14 protein-coding genes are annotated in these 16,131 nt (G+C 60.9%); 6 read left to right on the top strand and 8 right to left on the bottom strand.

Annotated elements, in window-relative coordinates:
• Positions 1-10: 10 nt before the first annotated feature.
• The 3 genes from napA to napF are packed head-to-tail and all read right to left on the bottom strand — an operon-like array spanning position 11 to position 3,305.
• Entirely contained in the window at positions 11-2,503 is a 2,493-nt protein-coding gene (gene napA, locus ACR0DO_RS11270) for a nitrate reductase catalytic subunit NapA (protein WP_480558764.1), read from the bottom strand.
• Positions 2,500-2,793 (bottom strand): chaperone NapD, encoded by a 294-nt coding sequence (locus tag ACR0DO_RS11265; RefSeq protein WP_170326570.1) that lies wholly within the window; start codon positions 2,791-2,793, stop codon positions 2,500-2,502. Before ACR0DO_RS11265 ends, napA begins: the two co-directional genes overlap by 4 nt.
• Positions 2,790-3,305: a ferredoxin-type protein NapF gene (gene napF / locus ACR0DO_RS11260; protein ID WP_480558762.1), complete on the bottom strand. Its 516-nt coding sequence runs from the start codon at positions 3,303-3,305 to the stop codon at positions 2,790-2,792. Before napF ends, ACR0DO_RS11265 begins: the two co-directional genes overlap by 4 nt.
• A gap of 483 nt (positions 3,306-3,788) precedes the next feature.
• On the opposite strand from napF, the gene ACR0DO_RS11255 reads away from it, so the two are divergent.
• From ACR0DO_RS11255 to ACR0DO_RS11245, 3 genes are read left to right on the top strand one after another with little or no spacing between them, the layout of a single operon-like run.
• Positions 3,789-6,212: a DUF3141 domain-containing protein gene (locus ACR0DO_RS11255; protein ID WP_480558760.1), complete on the top strand. Its 2,424-nt coding sequence runs from the start codon at positions 3,789-3,791 to the stop codon at positions 6,210-6,212.
• Positions 6,209-7,603, top strand: a complete 1,395-nt coding sequence (locus tag ACR0DO_RS11250) for a bifunctional enoyl-CoA hydratase/phosphate acetyltransferase (RefSeq protein WP_480558758.1) — start codon at positions 6,209-6,211, stop codon at positions 7,601-7,603. The genes ACR0DO_RS11255 and ACR0DO_RS11250 overlap by 4 nt, the downstream gene beginning before the upstream one ends.
• Complete coding sequence (locus tag ACR0DO_RS11245) at positions 7,596-8,765, top strand: acetate/propionate family kinase (RefSeq protein WP_480558756.1); 1,170 nt, start codon at positions 7,596-7,598, stop codon at positions 8,763-8,765. Before ACR0DO_RS11250 ends, ACR0DO_RS11245 begins: the two co-directional genes overlap by 8 nt.
• A gap of 6 nt (positions 8,766-8,771) precedes the next feature.
• On the opposite strand, the gene ACR0DO_RS11240 is transcribed toward ACR0DO_RS11245, so the two are convergent.
• The 5 genes from ACR0DO_RS11240 to ACR0DO_RS11220 all read right to left on the bottom strand — a co-directional run bounded on the left by ACR0DO_RS11240 (position 8,772) and on the right by ACR0DO_RS11220 (position 13,227).
• On the bottom strand, positions 8,772-9,245 hold the full coding sequence (locus tag ACR0DO_RS11240) for a hypothetical protein (RefSeq protein WP_480558754.1): 474 nt from the start codon (positions 9,243-9,245) through the stop codon (positions 8,772-8,774).
• A 10-nt stretch (positions 9,246-9,255) separates the two neighbouring features.
• A complete protein-coding gene (locus ACR0DO_RS11235; RefSeq protein WP_480558752.1) occupies positions 9,256-9,513 on the bottom strand; it encodes a hypothetical protein in 258 nt (85 codons plus the stop codon).
• 113 nt (positions 9,514-9,626) lie between these two features.
• Positions 9,627-10,298, bottom strand: a complete 672-nt coding sequence (locus tag ACR0DO_RS11230; RefSeq protein ID WP_480558750.1) for a D-lyxose/D-mannose family sugar isomerase — start codon at positions 10,296-10,298, stop codon at positions 9,627-9,629.
• A gap of 16 nt (positions 10,299-10,314) precedes the next feature.
• Positions 10,315-11,241 (bottom strand): carbohydrate kinase family protein, encoded by a 927-nt coding sequence (locus ACR0DO_RS11225; RefSeq protein WP_480558748.1) that lies wholly within the window; start codon positions 11,239-11,241, stop codon positions 10,315-10,317.
• 18 nt (positions 11,242-11,259) lie between these two features.
• Positions 11,260-13,227, bottom strand: coding sequence for a family 1 glycosylhydrolase (locus ACR0DO_RS11220; protein ID WP_480558747.1), 1,968 nt, complete (start codon positions 13,225-13,227; stop codon positions 11,260-11,262).
• Positions 13,228-13,559: 332 nt separating this feature from the next.
• Here ACR0DO_RS11220 and ACR0DO_RS11215 point away from each other — a divergent pair, with 332 nt between their 5' ends.
• The 3 genes from ACR0DO_RS11215 to ACR0DO_RS11205 are packed head-to-tail and all read left to right on the top strand — an operon-like array spanning position 13,560 to position 16,085.
• Positions 13,560-14,267, top strand: a complete 708-nt coding sequence (locus tag ACR0DO_RS11215) for a sugar phosphate isomerase/epimerase family protein (RefSeq protein ID WP_480558745.1) — start codon at positions 13,560-13,562, stop codon at positions 14,265-14,267.
• A complete protein-coding gene (locus ACR0DO_RS11210; protein ID WP_480558743.1) occupies positions 14,267-15,313 on the top strand; it encodes a LacI family DNA-binding transcriptional regulator in 1,047 nt (348 codons plus the stop codon). The genes ACR0DO_RS11215 and ACR0DO_RS11210 overlap by 1 nt, the downstream gene beginning before the upstream one ends.
• 22 nt (positions 15,314-15,335) lie before the next feature.
• Entirely contained in the window at positions 15,336-16,085 is a 750-nt protein-coding gene (locus ACR0DO_RS11205; protein ID WP_480558741.1) for a basic amino acid ABC transporter substrate-binding protein, read from the top strand.
• Positions 16,086-16,131 lie beyond the last annotated feature (46 nt).

Below are 16,131 nucleotides of genomic sequence, written 5' to 3'. Positions count from 1 at the left end.
TCCTTCCCGGTTACGCGCGTTCGATCTTACACGCGCATTTCTTGAAGTCGGTCTCTTTCGACAGCGGGCAGGTTGCGTCCAGCGTCAGCTTGTTGGTCAGCTGATGTTCGTCGAAGAACGGCATGAACACCAACCCGCGCGGGGCCTTGTTGCGTCCACGGGTCTCGACTCGGCTGGTGACCTCGCCGCGACGGGTCGAGATCACGATCTCTTGCCCGCGCCGCAGGCCGCGGTCCTTGGCGTCCTGCGGATGCATGTAGACGACGGCCGACGGGAACGAACGGTGCAGTTCCGGCACGCGGCGAGTCATCGAGCCCGTGTGCCAGTGTTCCAGCACGCGCCCGGTGCAGAGCCACAGATCATATTCTTCATCCGGCTCTTCGGCGGCGGGCTCGTAGGGGGCAAAGATGATATTGGCCTTGCCATCCTTCTTGCCATAGAATTTCACGCCTGCACCTTCGGGCACGTAGGGGTCATAGCCTTCGCGGAACCGATAGAGCGTTTCCTTGCCATCCACGACCGGCCAGCGCAGACCACGCGCCTGGTGATAGGTTTCGAACGGCGCCAGATCGTGCGCGTGGCCGCGCCCGAACTCGGCATATTCTTCGAACAGGCCTTTCTGGACGTAATAGCCAAAGTGTTCGGATTCGTCGTTGTCGAACCCTTCGGCGGTCTCGGACAGCGGGTATTTGTCGATTACGCCATTGGCAAACAGCACGTCATACATGGTCTTGCCGCGATGTTCGGGCATGGTGGCCAGCAATTCCTCGCCCCAGACTTCTTCGACGGTGAAGCGTTTCGAGAATTCCATCACCTGCCAGACATCCGACTTGGCCTCACCCGGTGCCTTGACCTGCTGGCGCCAGAACTGGGTGCGGCGTTCGGCGTTGCCATAGGCGCCTTCTTTCTCGACCCACATGGCGGTGGGCAGGATCAGGTCGGCAGAGACAGCCGTGACGGTCGGATAGGGGTCCGAAACGGTGATGAAGTTTTCCGGGTTGCGATAGCCGGGATAGCCTTCTTCGTTGATGTTGGGTGCGGCCTGCATGTTGTTGGTGCACTGTACCCAATAGGCATTCAGATCGCCGTCTTTCAGTTTGCGGTGATGCAGAACAGCGTGGAAGCCGGGTTTGGGCGGGATAGTGCCTGCGGGTACGTTCCATGCGGTTTCGCAAATCTCGCGGTGCTTGTCGTTCATCACCACCATGTCGGCAGGCAGACGGTGGGCAAAGGTGCCGACCTCGCGCGCCGTGCCACAGGCCGAGGGCTGACCGGTGAGCGAGAAGGGCGAGTTGCCGGGTTCCGAGATTTTACCAACCAGCAGGTGCACGTTGTACATCAGCGAGTTCACCCAGGATCCGCGGGTGTGCTGGTTAAAGCCCATGGTCCACAGGCTCATGATCTTGCGGTTGGGGTCGGCGTATTGCTTGGCCAGACGCTCCAGCTTGTCGGCAGGCACGCCGGACAGTTCCGAGGTGTATTCCAGCGTGTATTTCGAAACCGCCTCGGCATATTCCTCAAAGCTGATCGGTTCCATCTTGCCGACATTGGGGTTCGCGGCGGCTTCCTGCAGCGGGTGATTGTCGCGCAGGCCATAGCCGATATCGGTGGCGGTCTTGGTGATGTTGACGTGGTTCTGGACGAACTCTTCGTTCACCGCGCCGGTTTGGATGATGTAGTTGGCGATATAGTTCAGGATCGCCAGATCGGTTTGCGGCGCAAACACCATACCGTTATCGGCCAGCTCGAACGAGCGGTGCTCGTAGGTCGACAGCACGTGCACCTCACAGCCCGGCTTGGTCAGGCGCGTGTCGGTCAGGCGCGACCACAGGATCGGGTGCATCTCGGCCATGTTCGAGCCCCACAGAACAAAGGTGTCCGCGTGCTCGAGGTCGTCATAGCAGCCCATCGGCTCATCGATGCCGAAAGTGCGGATAAAGCCCACAACGGCCGAGGCCATGCAGTGCCGCGCGTTCGGGTCGATATTGTTCGACCGGAACCCGGCCTTCATCATCTTGGCGGCGGCATAGCCTTCCCAGACGGTCCATTGACCGGACCCGAACATGCCGATGCTGGTCGGGCCTTTCTTGGCCAGCGCCTCTTTCCACTTGGCGGCCATGACGTCAAAGGCTTCATCCCAGCTGACCGGCTCGAATTCACCATTCTTGTCGTATTCGCCGTTGGTTTTGCGCAGCAGCGGGGTGGTCAGGCGGTCCTTGCCGTACATGATCTTGGACAGGAAATAGCCCTTGATGCAGTTCAGGCCGCGGTTGACCGGGGCGTCAGGGTCGCCCTGGGTGGCGACCACACGGCCGTCCTTGGTGCCAACCAGGACCGAGCAGCCGGTGCCGCAGAACCGGCAGGCTGCCTTGTCCCAGCGGATATCGGGGGCACCGGTTTGCGCAACGGCCTGACCGGTGGCCAGAGGGATGCCTGCGGCAGACGCAGTTGCAGCGGCCGCAGAGGCCTTGAGGAAAGTCCGGCGAGATTCTGAAGTAGTCATAGCGTGAGCCTCCGGCTGGTGGTTTGGCTTGGGGCCTCGGGATGCGGAGCGCTTTCCGCGAGATCCTCGAAATGGTGATAAGTCAGCGTCAGAGAAATCACTCCGGGGATCTGATGCAGATCCATGATGATCTCGGACGCAAGGCGGTCGGGTGTATCTTCGACAACGATGACGAAACGGCCGTCTTCGGCCTGGGCGTGAACTTCGACGCCCGGTGTGTCGCGCATGGTTTGCGCCGCGGCGTCGGTCTGTTCTTGTGCAACATGTGCAAGGCAACCGCAGATATTCATTGAACCGTTTCCGTTTGAGTTATGGGCCGACGTTCAAACGCGACAGCATCGGCGGGGCAGAGCGCCACGCAGGCACCGCATCCATTGCAGGTATCGGTATCCAGCGACGGTTCGGCCCGTCCGCCCAGTTGCAGCCTGAACCGGATGGCGTCCTGTTCGCAATTGTCCTGACAGACGCGGCAGCTGACTCCGTTCATGGACAGGCACGAGGCCTCCTGAATGGCGGCCCGCCACGGCCAGTCGGCCAGACGTTCGATCTGCAGGGCCTCCGTCGGGCAGGCCTTGGCGCAATCGCCACAAAAGGTGCAGGGATCGTCGCCGGGCTGAAACACCGGGAAACCATCCTGGTCAGTCGCAATCACGTTTTCGGGGCAGGCCTCGGCGCAGTCACCGCATTTGGTGCATTGATCCACAAAGCCCGGCACAACCGAGCCCGGAGGGCGGACGGTATTGCTGCCCTCGCGGAACATGCTGGCGCGTAGAAACGCTCGGCGGCTCGTCATCTGGCTCATGCGGCTGGACTGTTCGCGTTTGATTCTTCTTCTATGGTACCTCAATAGCGTTTCTAAGTTTGATGAATTTTGATCCAGATCATAAACGTCTGCTTTATTTTTCATCCTTTTGTGGACCCTTTGACGGGTCAAAGCTGTCGGCTGGGTTGTCGAGGCAGGGATGAGTCACCGATTCGGCCTTATTTTCAGGCGGATATCCTGCCAAACGGCCTTGTCCCACGTGTCCGAATTATGTTGTTGTGATTTCTTGCTATGCGGCATTGCAGCAGTGAAATTGAGTCCCATATTGAAACTCGATATGCTGCACCGCAGAATGCGCGAAAGGACCGGCCCGAATGTTCAAGCTGGACGGGACCAATCACCAGTCGATCGCCAAGGCATCGCCCGCGCCGAATTTCTGGCCAGCGGCGCGGCCATCAACCTCATCGGCGGCATTCACCTTGTTGACGGCGGTAGTGGCATCGTCGGGAAAAGGACAGGCTCATGCTTTCAAATGTGCAGAAGACCTCGTTGAAACTTGGGTCCGAGATGGCGCAGGATGCGGCCGCAGTTCAGGATCGGACCTTTGATATTGTGACCCGCGCGCTGGATCAGTCAGGCGTGCAGTGGCACCTGCTGTCGCAGTCCTTTCGATTGCAGTCGCAGAAGATTGCCGAAGCCCACGCGGAACGCACCCGGAACCTGATGCAGGGATTTGCCGATGTGTCACAGCGCCTTACGCGTTCGCACTCCATGGCAAAGGACTGGGCCGCGTATCTGAAAGACGCCTCGCAGCGGGTGGTGCTGACCATGGATGCGCTGCGTGAACGGGGTGACGTGTTTCTGCAGCATGAGGCTGCGGGCTGCCCGCCGGTGCTGATCTATGACTATGAGGTCATCGTTGACGGACAGACCCTGAAACGCGCCTGCAACTACCAGTTGCTGCGCATTCTGCCGCCCAAGGGTGTCACTATTGAGGATACGAAACGTCCTTATATCATCATTGATCCGCGCGCAGGGCACGGTGGCGGGATCGGGGGTTTCAAGCCGGACAGTCAGGTGGGCGTTGCCCTGTCCAAGGGTCATCCCGTCTATTTCGTCAGTTTCGGGCGTGATCCGGTGCCCGGCCAGACCCTTGCAGATGTCATGCACGCCGAGGCCGGGTTCGTGCGCACCGTGCGGGCGCGCCACCCGAACAGCCCGCAGCCCGTGGTGACCGGAAATTGTCAGGGCGGGTGGGCAACCTTGCTGATGGCTGCCTGCAACCCGGACCTGACCGGGCCGCTGATCCTGAACGGCGCACCGGTTGCACCGTGGTCAGGCGAGGTAGGCGAGAACCCGATGCGCTACAACGCCGGTGTCCTTGGGGGCACATGGCAGCCGATGTTCTGGTCCGATCTGGGCGCGGGCAAGTTCGACGGCGCCAATCTGGTGATGAACTTCGAACAACTGAACCCCAGCCGCAACTATTTCGGCAAATATTTCGACCTATACCGCGACCCCGAAGCGGGCTGGAAACGCTTCATCGATTTCGAGCGCTGGTGGGGTGGCTATTTCATTCTGAACGAGGCCGAAATCCATTGGATCGTCGAGCAGCTGTTTGTCGGCAATCGGCTGGTCAAGAACACCGCTCAGCTGGAACCCGGCGTACCGGTGGATATCAAGGCCATCAAAGGCCCGATATTTGTGTTTGCCAGCCAGGGCGACAACATCACGCCGCCGCAGCAGGCGCTGAACTGGATCGCGGCCACCTACGCGGATGAAGAGGAAATCCGCCTGCGTGGCCAGCGGATCATCTACATGCTGCATGACGAGGTCGGTCATCTGGGCATCTTCGTCTCGTCCAAAGTGGCGCGGAAGGAACATACCGAGCTGGCCTCGACCCTGGAAACGGTCGAGGCGATGGCACCGGGTCTTTATGAGATGGTGATCGAGAACACCGAAGGCGAGGGCCAGGACAAGCAGTTCGAAGTCCGGTTCTATGACCGAAACCTTGAAGACCTGGCCGCGCTGGATGATGGTCAGGAGGACGAAGCCAGCTTTGCCGCCGTGGCGCATATGTCCGAAGTGCAGGCCAATATCTACGAAACCTTCGGGCGTCCTCTTGTCCGGTCCCTGACCACACCGATGGGGGCGAAGACGCTGCGCGACCTGCATCCGCTGCGGGTTCAGCGGGCTGCCATGTCATCGGTGAACCCGGTGATGAAGGGCGTGGAGCATCTGGCCGATACGGTGCGCGAACAACGTGACCCCGCCGCGCCGGACAATCCTTTCCTTGAGCTTGAGAAACTGACCGCCGACTGGATCGAACAGGTCATGGATCTGAACCGCGACCTGCGCGATGCGTGGTATGAGGCCACGTTCTTTACCCTCTGGGGTGGGCCGCTGGCTGCGTGGTTCGGCAAGAAATACGCGGCGCATCGCACCTTGCCCGATCCCGAAACCCTGCGGTCCCTGCCGCAGGTCGAGGCTGCGTTGGCGCATATGAAGCAGGGCGGGCTGCCCGAAGCGGTGATCCGTCTTCTGATCCTGCTAGGCGACAGCAATCAAAGCTTCCGGGCCGAGATTCTGCATCGCTGGGCGCATGTGTTCCGCAATGAGGCGCCTTTCAAGGACTTGACCGTCGAACAACGTCAACGGATGCTGCACGAACAGACCGTGATCGTGACCTTTGACGAACAGGGCGCGATGGATTCGTTGCCCGATCTGCTACCGCGCGTCTCGGACAGAAAACAGGCGGTGGATCTGATCAAACGTGTCCTGGGCGATATCCCGAACCCGTCGCCCGAGCTTGTAGAGATGGCGCAGGCGCTGTACGACACACTCGATCTTGCTGAGGTCGAACAGAAATCCGATGCACCGGCCAAACCTGCCCCCAATTCCCGGGCGCGCAAGGCTGCCGCAGTGAACAAGGCCAAGCCGCTATGAAGATAGAACAAAACCGCACTTATGCGCAGGTCGAAGTCGGCGACGAAGCGCAGGTGACACGCCTGTGCACAATCGACGATCTTTACGCCTTTGCCTCAGCTTCGGGCGATCACAACCCGTTGCATCTGGCGGGGTATGACGGCGATGGCGACGGACGCCCCGAGGCGGTCGCCCCGGCCCTGTGGCCTGCTGGTCTGATTGCGGCTGTTCTGGGCAATATCCTGCCCGGCGCCGGGACCCAGGCCCGTTCGGCCAACCTGACCTTCCACCTTCCCGTCGTGGCGGGTGACGAAGTCACCGCCTTTGTCACCGTGATCGAAAAACGCGCGGATGGTGACTTGCTGTGTGCCGCCAAGGTGCGCCGCGTTGGTGACAACGCGCTGGTCCTCAGCGGTGAGGTGCAGGTCACGCCTCCGGCCAAGCAGATGGCCTTTGACTCGGTCGAAGTGCCCGGCCTGATCGTTCAGCGCCACCGTCACTTTGATGCGTTGATCGCAAAGGCCGAGCCGATGGACCCGATGCCCACTGCGGTGATCGCGCCGGAAGAGCCGAATTCGCTGGGCGGTGCGCTGCTGGGCAAGGCCAAGGGCATCATCACGCCGATCCTGTTGGGTGACCCGGACAAGATCGCCGCTGCTGCCGCTGAGCTGGGCGCTGATCTGTCGGGAATCGAAGTTATCGAGGCCAGCAGCCACGAGATCGCCGCCCACCGCGCCGTCGACCTGGTTGTCGAAGGCAAGGCTGAGACCCTGATGAAGGGGCATCTGCATACGGATGTGCTGCTGCACGCGGTGTTGCGCCGCGACAGGGGGCTGCGGACCGGGCGGCGCCTGTCACATGTGTTCGTGATGGACGTGCCGGGCATGTCACGACCGATCATGGTGACGGATGCGGCGGTCAACATCGCCCCCGATTTGGAAACCAAGGCCGATATCGTGCAGAACGCCATCCACCTGGCGCATTCCATCGGGATCGAAACGCCCAAGGTTGGCGTGTTGTCAGCGGTTGAGACGATCAACCCGCATATGCCCTCGTCCGTCGATGCGGCACTGCTGTCGAAAATGGCCGAGCGGGGTCAGATCACCGGCGGTCTGGTTGATGGCCCTCTGGCGATGGACAACGCGGTCGATCTGAACGCGGCGCGCACCAAGGGGATCACCTCCGAGGTTGCGGGGGTGGCGGATATCCTGGTGGCGCCGAATATCGAAGCGGGCAACATGGTGGCGAAACAGCTGACATTTATCTCACATGCCGAGGCAGCTGGGATTGTTGTTGGCGCCACCGTGCCGATCATTCTGACATCGCGGTCGGATGACGATGCGTCGCGTCTGGCCTCGTGCGCGGTGGCGGCGCTGCACGCGCATGCGAACAAAGGTAAATTGCATGGCTGACTATGTTCTGGCGCTGAATGCCGGATCTTCTTCGTTGAAATTCGGATTGTACGAACTGGCCGAGGGCAACCGCCCCAGTATGCGCTGGCATGGCCAGATCGAACGTCTGGGGGACGCGCCCAAATTGCTGGCGCAATCTGCCGGAGGGCGCTCTGTCGACCGGCCGCTCACCAATGCCAAGAGCCATGATGAGGCCATCCAGGCCTTTTTGGATATGGCCCAAGAGTATCTGCCGAACATCAACATCCGCGCGATTGGCCACAGGGTCGTGCATGGCGGGACCGTTTATTCCGAGCCTGTGCAGATCGATGACAAAGTCATTGAAACTCTGACAGGGTTCATCCCCTTTGCGCCGCTGCACCAACCCTACAGCCTGGCCGGTATCCGCGCCGCCAGCGCCGCCTTTCCCGACACCGTTCAGGTGGCCTGTTTCGACACCGCGTTCCACCGGACGCATCCATGGGTCAACGACACATTCGCCCTGCCGCAGGGCTACTATGAAAAAGGCGTGCGCCGGTACGGTTTTCACGGTCTGAGCTACGATTATATCTCGCAGAAGCTGAAAGAGATCGCCCCGGGGCTTTACGACGGTCGCGTGGTCATCGCGCATCTGGGCAACGGGGCTTCGATGTGTGCGGTCTCGGGCGGGCGGGCCGTGGCGTCGACCATGGGCTTTTCGGCGCTGGACGGGTTGCCGATGGGCACCCGCTGCGGTCAGCTGGACCCCGGTGTTGTGCTGTATATGATGCAACAGGAAGGCATGTCGGCGGACGAAATCGCCGAGATGCTCTATCGCAAATCCGGCTTGCTCGGCCTTTCGGGTATCTCATCGGATATGCGTACCCTGTTGGCGGCTGACACGCCCGACGCGCGCAAGGCCATCGACTATTACGTGTTCCGCATCCGCCGCGAACTGGGCGCGCTGTCAGCCGCGCTGGAAGGCATCGACGCGCTGGTCTTTACCGGCGGGGTTGGCGAGAACTCGGCCCAGATTCGTCAGCAGGTGTGTGACGGGATGCGCTGGATCGGGATTGATATGGACCACAACAGAAATGCCGATGGCGGCACGGTTCTGTCGACCGATTTCAGCCGCGTTCGGATTCTGACGATCCCCACGAACGAAGAGATGGTGATTGCCCGTGCCGCAGCGCAGATAATGTAACCGTCGCTACTGGTCCGGCTTGTTTTTACGCCGCCGGGCATACCGGACCAATGTCCCCAGGATCGCGCTGATGACATCAGGCGTCAGTGCGCCCAGCGGATCGCGGCGGAGGCCCGTCACGGTGCCGCGCACCTCGGACAGGGTGTCTGTTACCTCGGTTTCGATGTCCTGCAAGGCCATGTCGCGCAGTTCAACTGCCGCTGTCGTATCGGCCTGTGCACTCTGCGTGTTGGCCAGCAGGGCAAGGATCAGCGCCAGCAGCAGGTTGGCCCCGGCCATGATCAGCGCCGCCAGCGGTTTCGACAGGCTTGCCGACAGCCAGAAGAACCCGGCCACATTCAGCATGATGACGGCCAACCCGACGGCGAGCCCCGCAGCAGCGTAGAACCCGGTGCGCCGTGCGGCCACCGCCAAATGGCGTTGCGCAATCAGCCTTTCGGCGCGCAGTACGATTGAAATATTGCGGGAAATGCGGCTCATGATCGGGCTCCTACCGGGACCGGCCTAGCAGATAGCCAAGCGTGAAAATGCCAAGGGCAAACAGGATTGGCCGCTTGTGGGGCAGGTCTTCCAGCTCGGTCAGGGCTTCTTCCAACTGACCGGACCAATTGTCGAAATTTTCGGCTATCCTGTCGGCCACCGTGTCATGCGGTTCGGGATCGGTTGCCTTTGGACTGGCCGCGGTTTGCTCGGCCAGTTGGCGCCGCAGTTCGGCGACCTGGGCTTCAAGCTCGGCTTTCGTGACCATGGGACCGGTCCTCTTGCAATGGGTGCGCGTGGGTTGAGGCGAACACTCCAACCCCGGCTTCAAAGACCATGTTAATGCGCTTTTCCGGTTTAGGAAAAGGGACTTATCATTTTTCAGGCATAGTAGTCCGCAACCAGAAGGAAATCGGGTGCGGCGTCTTCCTCGATAGTGGCGAAACGCGGGATCGGGTCTTCGAAGACATTGTCGGTGCGGTCGTCATTCACGGTCGACACTTCGCCGATCAGGCAATCGCCCTTTTCGGCCCAGAACGCGTGCCAGATGCCGGGCATAAGGGTGACGCTTTCCCCCGGTTTCAGGCGCAGCAGTTCACCGGGTTTGATCGTGACCGGGCAGCCATCGCTGGGCACGACAACGGGAGTGTCGCGGTCTATGCCGCCTTCCGAGTCCGAGGCATAGATCTCCATCACCAGATCGCCGCCGCCCCGATTGATGATATCCTCGGCCTTGACGATATGACGGTGCATCGGCGACAGCTGTCTGTCGCGCGAAACCAGCAGCTTTTCGGCATAGAGCATACCGCGACCGCTGTTCAAATCTCCTACATCGCCATTGCGCAGGGTGAACAGGAACAGACCCAGCTCGTCAAAGCGGCCCTGCCCATAATCGGTGATATCCCAACCCAACCCGCGTTCGCGAATGCCGGCGGCTTTGTCGCTGCCCATCTGATCCGGTGACCAGTTGGCAAAGGGTGGCAGCACCGCACCGAACGAGCGGATAAAGGCTTCGGCCTCGGTTTTGATGGTGTTTATGTCGGATCGTTTCATGTCGGTCTCTTATGGGTCAAAGCTCGTGCGACCAGGGCGGGTTTGCCCCGGCGCGGGATACGGTAACGGCGGCAACCTCAGCTCCTTTGGCGAGGGCGGACCGCAGCTGGCCGGGGGTCAGGGCGCGTAGGGCAGGTTTGCTCAGGTGCCCCGCGCGTTCGAATTCTGCCAGAACGCCGGCGTTGAAGGTGTCGCCTGCTCCGACAGTATCGACCACTTCGACAGGTGGAACAGGGACTGACGTCTCGGACCCATCCGCCAGATAGCCGGACGCACCGTCGCTGCCTCGTGTCACGATGACAACTGCAGGCCCCGCCTGCAGCAGCAGCGGCACTTTCTCGGCAATGGTTTCCGGGCCGGGGACGATCCAGTCCAGATCCTCGTCCGAGACTTTCACCATATCCGCCTGCGCGATCATGCGGTTCAGCCGGGTGCGATAGCGAGTCTGATCCTTGATGAAATCCGGCCGGATATTCGGGTCGATCATCACCGCCCGATCCGCCCCATGCTTGTCCAGCAGCGCGGCATAAGCATCTGCGCAGGGTTCACAGGCCAGGCTGATCCCGCCGAAATACAGCGCCGACACGGCGGGCAACTGGTCGGGCATGTCTTCGGGCATCAACATCCGCCCGGCCGAGTTCTCATCCATGAAGCTGTAGGTTGCCTGCCCGTCCTTCAACTGCACAAAAGCCAGCGTGGTGGGGCGATCCGCGTGGATCACATGGCTGTTGTCCACATGGCTGGCCTGCAGGGCCTCGGCCAATTGTTGTCCGAACATATCCGAAGACAGCCCCGTCAGCAGCCCGGCCGGAGCCCCCAATCGACCCAGCGCAATGGCCGTGTTGAAGATGGCGCCGCCGGAATGGGGCACGAACCCTTTTCCGCCCGAAACGGTCGGGGTGGGGATCATGTCGATCAGGGCTTCACCGCAGCATAGAATCATGCCGAGGTCCTTTCTGTTTCATGGGGTCGGGCGCGCATTCTGCCGCGCGAGCACACTTTTGCAGAAATTGTTAGCGCCAACAATGCCAAATTCATCCTGTTCCGAGACATAGAGGTTGAACGACCGCCGCAAATCGCTGAATCGCCCTCCGGCGTTAAAAGCGTCGCGAAATGCGTCCTTGAACAGCCAGCGGTTCTTTTCGGCGACACCGCCCACAAGGAACACACCGCCCGAGGGCATGAGCACCACGGCCAGATCACCCATCACCGCGCCCAGATGGGTGGTGAACATATGCGCTGTTTTCACCGCGACCGGGTCGGTTTGCGTGCGGGCGTCTTCCAGAATGTCCCGGGCGCTGCGCTGTGGTGTATTGGCCTGCCCGGCGGCCATTCCGGCGGCCTGATACAGGATCGGCAAACCGGTGCCGCTGAGGAACATTTCGGCCTCAAGCACAAGGGAATCGTCGAAAAAGCAATCCGGCGCGATGTGACGGGCGGCGCGGAAAATCTCGACCTCATCAACGTGACGAGGCGCTAGGCCGACATGGCCGCCTTCGCCGGATGCAGTGTGGTAGCGGCCGTCGGAATAGAGCAGGGCGCCGACACCAAGCCCGGTGCCCGGTCCCACCACCAGTCTGGTGCCGGGGGGCGGGGTTGCGGTGCCTTGCAGAACCTCGACATCATTGCCGGTGATCTCGGCAACCGACCAGGCCGCAGCGGTGAAGTCATTAATTACAAAGGTGTGCTGCGCGCCGGTTGCCTTGCCGATATCACCCTCGGACAGATCGAGATTGGCGTTGGTCAGGCGGATCGTCCCGTCTTTTACCGGTCCGGCGCCGGCAGCAACCACGGCGCGCGGATCGGTGCCGATCTCGTCGCGCAGGCCGTGAAACGCCGCGAGCAATTCGGGCAGGGCGCCTGTCGGGTATTTGCGCAAGTCGGTCAGCTTGCCATTCGAGATTACACCCAGCCGTGTATTGGTGCCGCCGATATCGGCAACCAGATTCCAATGCTCGCGTATGGCTCCGGCGGGCTGCGCAAGCGGCAACGACACCGACCCTCCTGCCAAAGCGGGCAGGTCTTCAAGCCCAGATGTCCGGATGAACAGACCCTTCACCGGCACGCCCTGTTCCAGAGCCTCGCCCACGGGTGACAGATGCTGATTGAGTCCGGCAGGATCTTTCAGGCGTCCCGAGTTGTCGTTTTCGATAAGATAGATGGGCAGGTCTTTGGTGTAGCTCTGCTGGATGTTGATCAGGGCTGCGGGGTCGATCAGCCCGTTGGCTTCGCACTGCAGGCCGCACCAATCGACCGGAGTACCGATAATGTCGAAGTCGTCTTGCCAGCCTGCGGGCAGGTAAGGCTCCAAGCGATCCAGCGCGCCCTCGGGGTAGGTCTTGTTGAATACTCCGCCTAACAGATCGGCGGTCCAAGGGCTGTTTTCCGGCCATCCCAGAGGCGTTTCCACGCCCAGATTGGTCATGCCCAGCCCACGCATCGCCTCAATCGAGCGACCATGCGCCAACAGCATGTGATGCATTCCGCGCGTGGCGGTGCGGACATCGCACAAATCCAGGTCGCCGAAGCACGCAAGTGCATCCATGGGCGCAACACTGAACATGCGATCACCGATGCGACCTATGAGGGTCTCGGTGTAATCGGCAAACCAATCTGCAATATTGCGGTTTCGCCAGCCTCCCAGATCGGCCAGCGCCAAGGGAAGATCGTTGCCACAAAGCGTTACACAAGGGCGCATACCATGCTCCAGCAAGGCATCGGCCAGCCGGTCGTAATGGTCCAGCCCGCTGTGGTTCACCAGTCCCCGGCCTTCGGGCAGGACATGCGCCCAACGGGTCGTAAAACGGTAGCAATCAAACCCGGCCATTTGCACCGGACCAAGGTTCAGCGGTTCAGAATCGTGATGGCCACCAGAGATCGCAAAGCCAAAGAGGAAGTCTTTGGGAAAATCAGCGCGGATATCTTGCATGATCAGTACCTGTTGCGGCGGGACCGGTAGGATCGCCACCTATCAGCTTGGCCTCCGGCATTCCAGTTTGATGCGGGTTTCGTGGTGTTATTGGGCAGTCCGGTTCTGTTTCATGAGAGCGGCGATATCAGGAAATGATAGCGCTAACAACACTGAATCCTGACCGTTTGCCGGGTAAGGCGGGTCGCAAAGTGACGCTAAGTGCGTTGTTGAACCCTTTTCTTGACAAATGCGGCCGTGCTGTTTCAACCTGATTGAAACGTTTCAAATAGGGATAATTCCGGGACGTGCGAATAGCGGCGCAGTTATATACCGTCCGGCAGGTTGGGGATTTGGCATCCCAGCTTGATCTGGTTGGCGCTTGCGGCTTTGCAGATATCGAGACGATTGGATTCCACGACCTGACCCCTCGGGAGATGGCAAAACAGGTGGCGCGATCAGGTCTGGCCTTGCGATCGGCACATTTCGACTGGGCAGAATTCGAAACGCGGTTCGACGATATCGTGGAGTTGTTGCGCCTTTTGCACTGCCCCGTGGCCGTCATGCCGTGGCTGGAACCAGAGGAACGGCCCGCCACGCCCAGGGAATGGGCAGCGATGGCGGATCGGCTGACGGGCTGGGCGTGGAAACTTGCGTCACAGGGTATCCGCCTAGCCTATCACAATCATGATTTCGATCTGGTGGGCGGCACCGGCGAAACGCCTCTGGATCTGATCCTGTCGCACGAAAACCTGTGCTGGCAGCCCGATATCGGGTGGCTGCAGGTGTCGCAGCAAGACCCGGAAAAGCTGCTGCAGCGCTATGCGGCCCGGATCGTTTCGGTGCACGCCAAGGACGCAGATCCGTCAGCAGGGCAAGGCGACGAGCGCTGGCGCAATCTGGGTCAGGGCGTGGTGGACTGGCCCCGCATGCTGCGCATTCTGGCTGGCAGCCCGTGCAGCGATCTGTTCGTCGAACATGACGAAACGCCCAACCACGCTCAGACCTTGCGGACGGGGCGGAGCTTTCTGATGCGACAGCTTGCGGCGAAGGTCGGGTGATGGCGCGCGCAACGATCAAGTCCATCGCGAAAGAGACGGGATACTCCGTCGGTACCGTCTCGAACGCGTTGCGCGGGGCGGCCTCGGTTAGGGAACAGACACGGCAAGAGATTCAGGCCGTTGCCGCCCGGCTTGGCTATCGCGTCAACATGGACGGCCTGAAACTGCGCACCAACAAATCCTACCGCATCGCGGTTCTGGTCAGCGTGTCGCCGGACGCGGCAGAGGAATGGGAAGGGGTCGAGTTCACGCGCATTCTGGCCGGAATCTCTGCGGCGCTGCAGGATTCGCGGTATGAAATGAGTGTGTTCAACGTGGCCGATATTCCGGATGCCATGACGGTATTGGCGCGGATCGTTCAGGATGGGCTGGCCGATGGGATCATATTCTCGGGCACGCTGCACGATGATCCGCGCATCGCGTATCTGCAACAAAACGCGTTCCCCTTCGTAACCATGGGGATGAGCGACAGCGCAATTCCTCATGCCTATGTCGATTTCGACAGTCAGGCCGCGGCCTTCGACGCCACGGCGCGGCTGGTGCGGCTGGGGCATCGGCGTATTGCTTTGGTCAACCCTCCGGACACGTTGATCTATGCGAGCCAGCGCCAAACCGGATACGAACAGGCCTTGGCCAATGGCGGAATCACTCCGGACCCGGCCCTGATCTTCAACGGCCCGACCACGGCGCGCACCGGGCAGCACAGCTTTGACGCGCTGATGCGGCTGCCGGATCGCCCCACGGCCTGTATCTGCGCCAACGAAGCGATGACGTTGGGCGTGCTGTCCGCCGCCCACGCCGCCGGAATCCGGATTGGCCGTGATCTGGTGGTGATTTCCACCGACGATCTGCAGCTCAGCCGCTATTTCGTGCCACCGCCCAGCACCTATTACGTGCCGATCGAAGAGACCAGCCGTCTGCTGGGCGAATACATGTTGAAAGCTTTGGATGGGGCTGACCCGTCCGAGATCCAGAAGAAGATCAGGGCCACACTTATCGAGCGCCAACCTGACACACCTGCGCCGCAAACGGCGCCCGTCAAATAGACCAACAGAAGGAGAAATGAAGATGTTCAAGAACCTACTGGCCGCCGCCGCGCTGACCGCATTGGCCGCGCCTGCGGTCTTTGCCGCCGACCTGGAAGGGCGCGTGCTGAAAATCGGAACCGATGCCACCTATCCGCCGATGGAAACGGTCGATGAAACAACTGGTGAGATCGTGGGCTTTGACGTGGATGTGATGACTGCGATCTGCGAAAAGGTGAATTGCGTTCCGAACTTCGTCAACACCGCCTGGGACGGCATCTTTGCCGCGCTTCAGCAGGGGGAATTCGACCTCGTGATCTCGGGCGTGTCGATCACGCCGGAACGCGAAGAGACGATGGACTTCTCGGAACCTTACATCGTGGTTAGCCAGGCGATCCTACTGCAGGTCGACAATGCCGACATGACGCTGGACGATTTCAAGGCCGGTGGTCAAAAATTGGCGGCGCAAACCGGCACCACCAACGCGCAACTGGCCGAAGACCTGGTCGGGCGTGAGAATGTCAGCCTGTATGACAATTTCTCGGCCGCCATTCTGGCGCTGCAGAACGCAGACGTGCAGGGCGTGATCATCGACGGTACCTCGGCCGCTGCCTATGAACAGGAATTCGCGGGTGAGTTGACCGTCGGGATCACCGGATTGCAATCCGACCCGCTGGGCATCGTGTTCCAGGAAGGCGATGCCACCGTGGACGCCATCAACGAGGGGCTGGCGGCGATCAAGGCCGACGGCACTCTGGACACGTTGATCGGCAAATACTGGGGCACCGAATAACCCGGTCTGACCCTTAACGGCCCGGCGCCACCGGTGGCCGGGCCGC

It is taken from the genome of Ruegeria sp. AM9, from assembly GCF_056540565.1.
The sequence above is the reverse complement of the archived record's forward strand: the minus strand, read 5'-3'. Positions and strand labels throughout refer to the sequence as shown.

Bases quoted from the DNA above. Each gene is read 5' to 3' on its own strand.
- ACR0DO_RS11225 (WP_480558748.1), bottom strand. From the start codon at position 11,241: ATGATTCTATGCTGCGGTGAAGCCCTGATCGACATGATCCCCACCCCG.
- ACR0DO_RS11240 (WP_480558754.1), bottom strand. From the start codon at position 9,245: ATGAGCCGCATTTCCCGCAATATTTCAATCGTACTGCGCGCCGAAAGG.
- ACR0DO_RS11255 (WP_480558760.1), top strand. From the start codon at position 3,789: ATGCTTTCAAATGTGCAGAAGACCTCGTTGAAACTTGGGTCCGAGATG.
- napF (WP_480558762.1), bottom strand. From the start codon at position 3,305: ATGAGCCAGATGACGAGCCGCCGAGCGTTTCTACGCGCCAGCATGTTC.
- napA (WP_480558764.1), bottom strand. From the start codon at position 2,503: ATGACTACTTCAGAATCTCGCCGGACTTTCCTCAAGGCCTCTGCGGCC.
- ACR0DO_RS11245 (WP_480558756.1), top strand. From the start codon at position 7,596: ATGGCTGACTATGTTCTGGCGCTGAATGCCGGATCTTCTTCGTTGAAA.
- ACR0DO_RS11265 (WP_170326570.1), bottom strand. From the start codon at position 2,793: ATGAATATCTGCGGTTGCCTTGCACATGTTGCACAAGAACAGACCGAC.
- ACR0DO_RS11220 (WP_480558747.1), bottom strand. From the start codon at position 13,227: ATGCAAGATATCCGCGCTGATTTTCCCAAAGACTTCCTCTTTGGCTTT.
- ACR0DO_RS11235 (WP_480558752.1), bottom strand. From the start codon at position 9,513: ATGGTCACGAAAGCCGAGCTTGAAGCCCAGGTCGCCGAACTGCGGCGC.
- ACR0DO_RS11205 (WP_480558741.1), top strand. From the start codon at position 15,336: ATGTTCAAGAACCTACTGGCCGCCGCCGCGCTGACCGCATTGGCCGCG.
- ACR0DO_RS11230 (WP_480558750.1), bottom strand. From the start codon at position 10,298: ATGAAACGATCCGACATAAACACCATCAAAACCGAGGCCGAAGCCTTT.
- ACR0DO_RS11210 (WP_480558743.1), top strand. From the start codon at position 14,267: ATGGCGCGCGCAACGATCAAGTCCATCGCGAAAGAGACGGGATACTCC.
- ACR0DO_RS11250 (WP_480558758.1), top strand. From the start codon at position 6,209: ATGAAGATAGAACAAAACCGCACTTATGCGCAGGTCGAAGTCGGCGAC.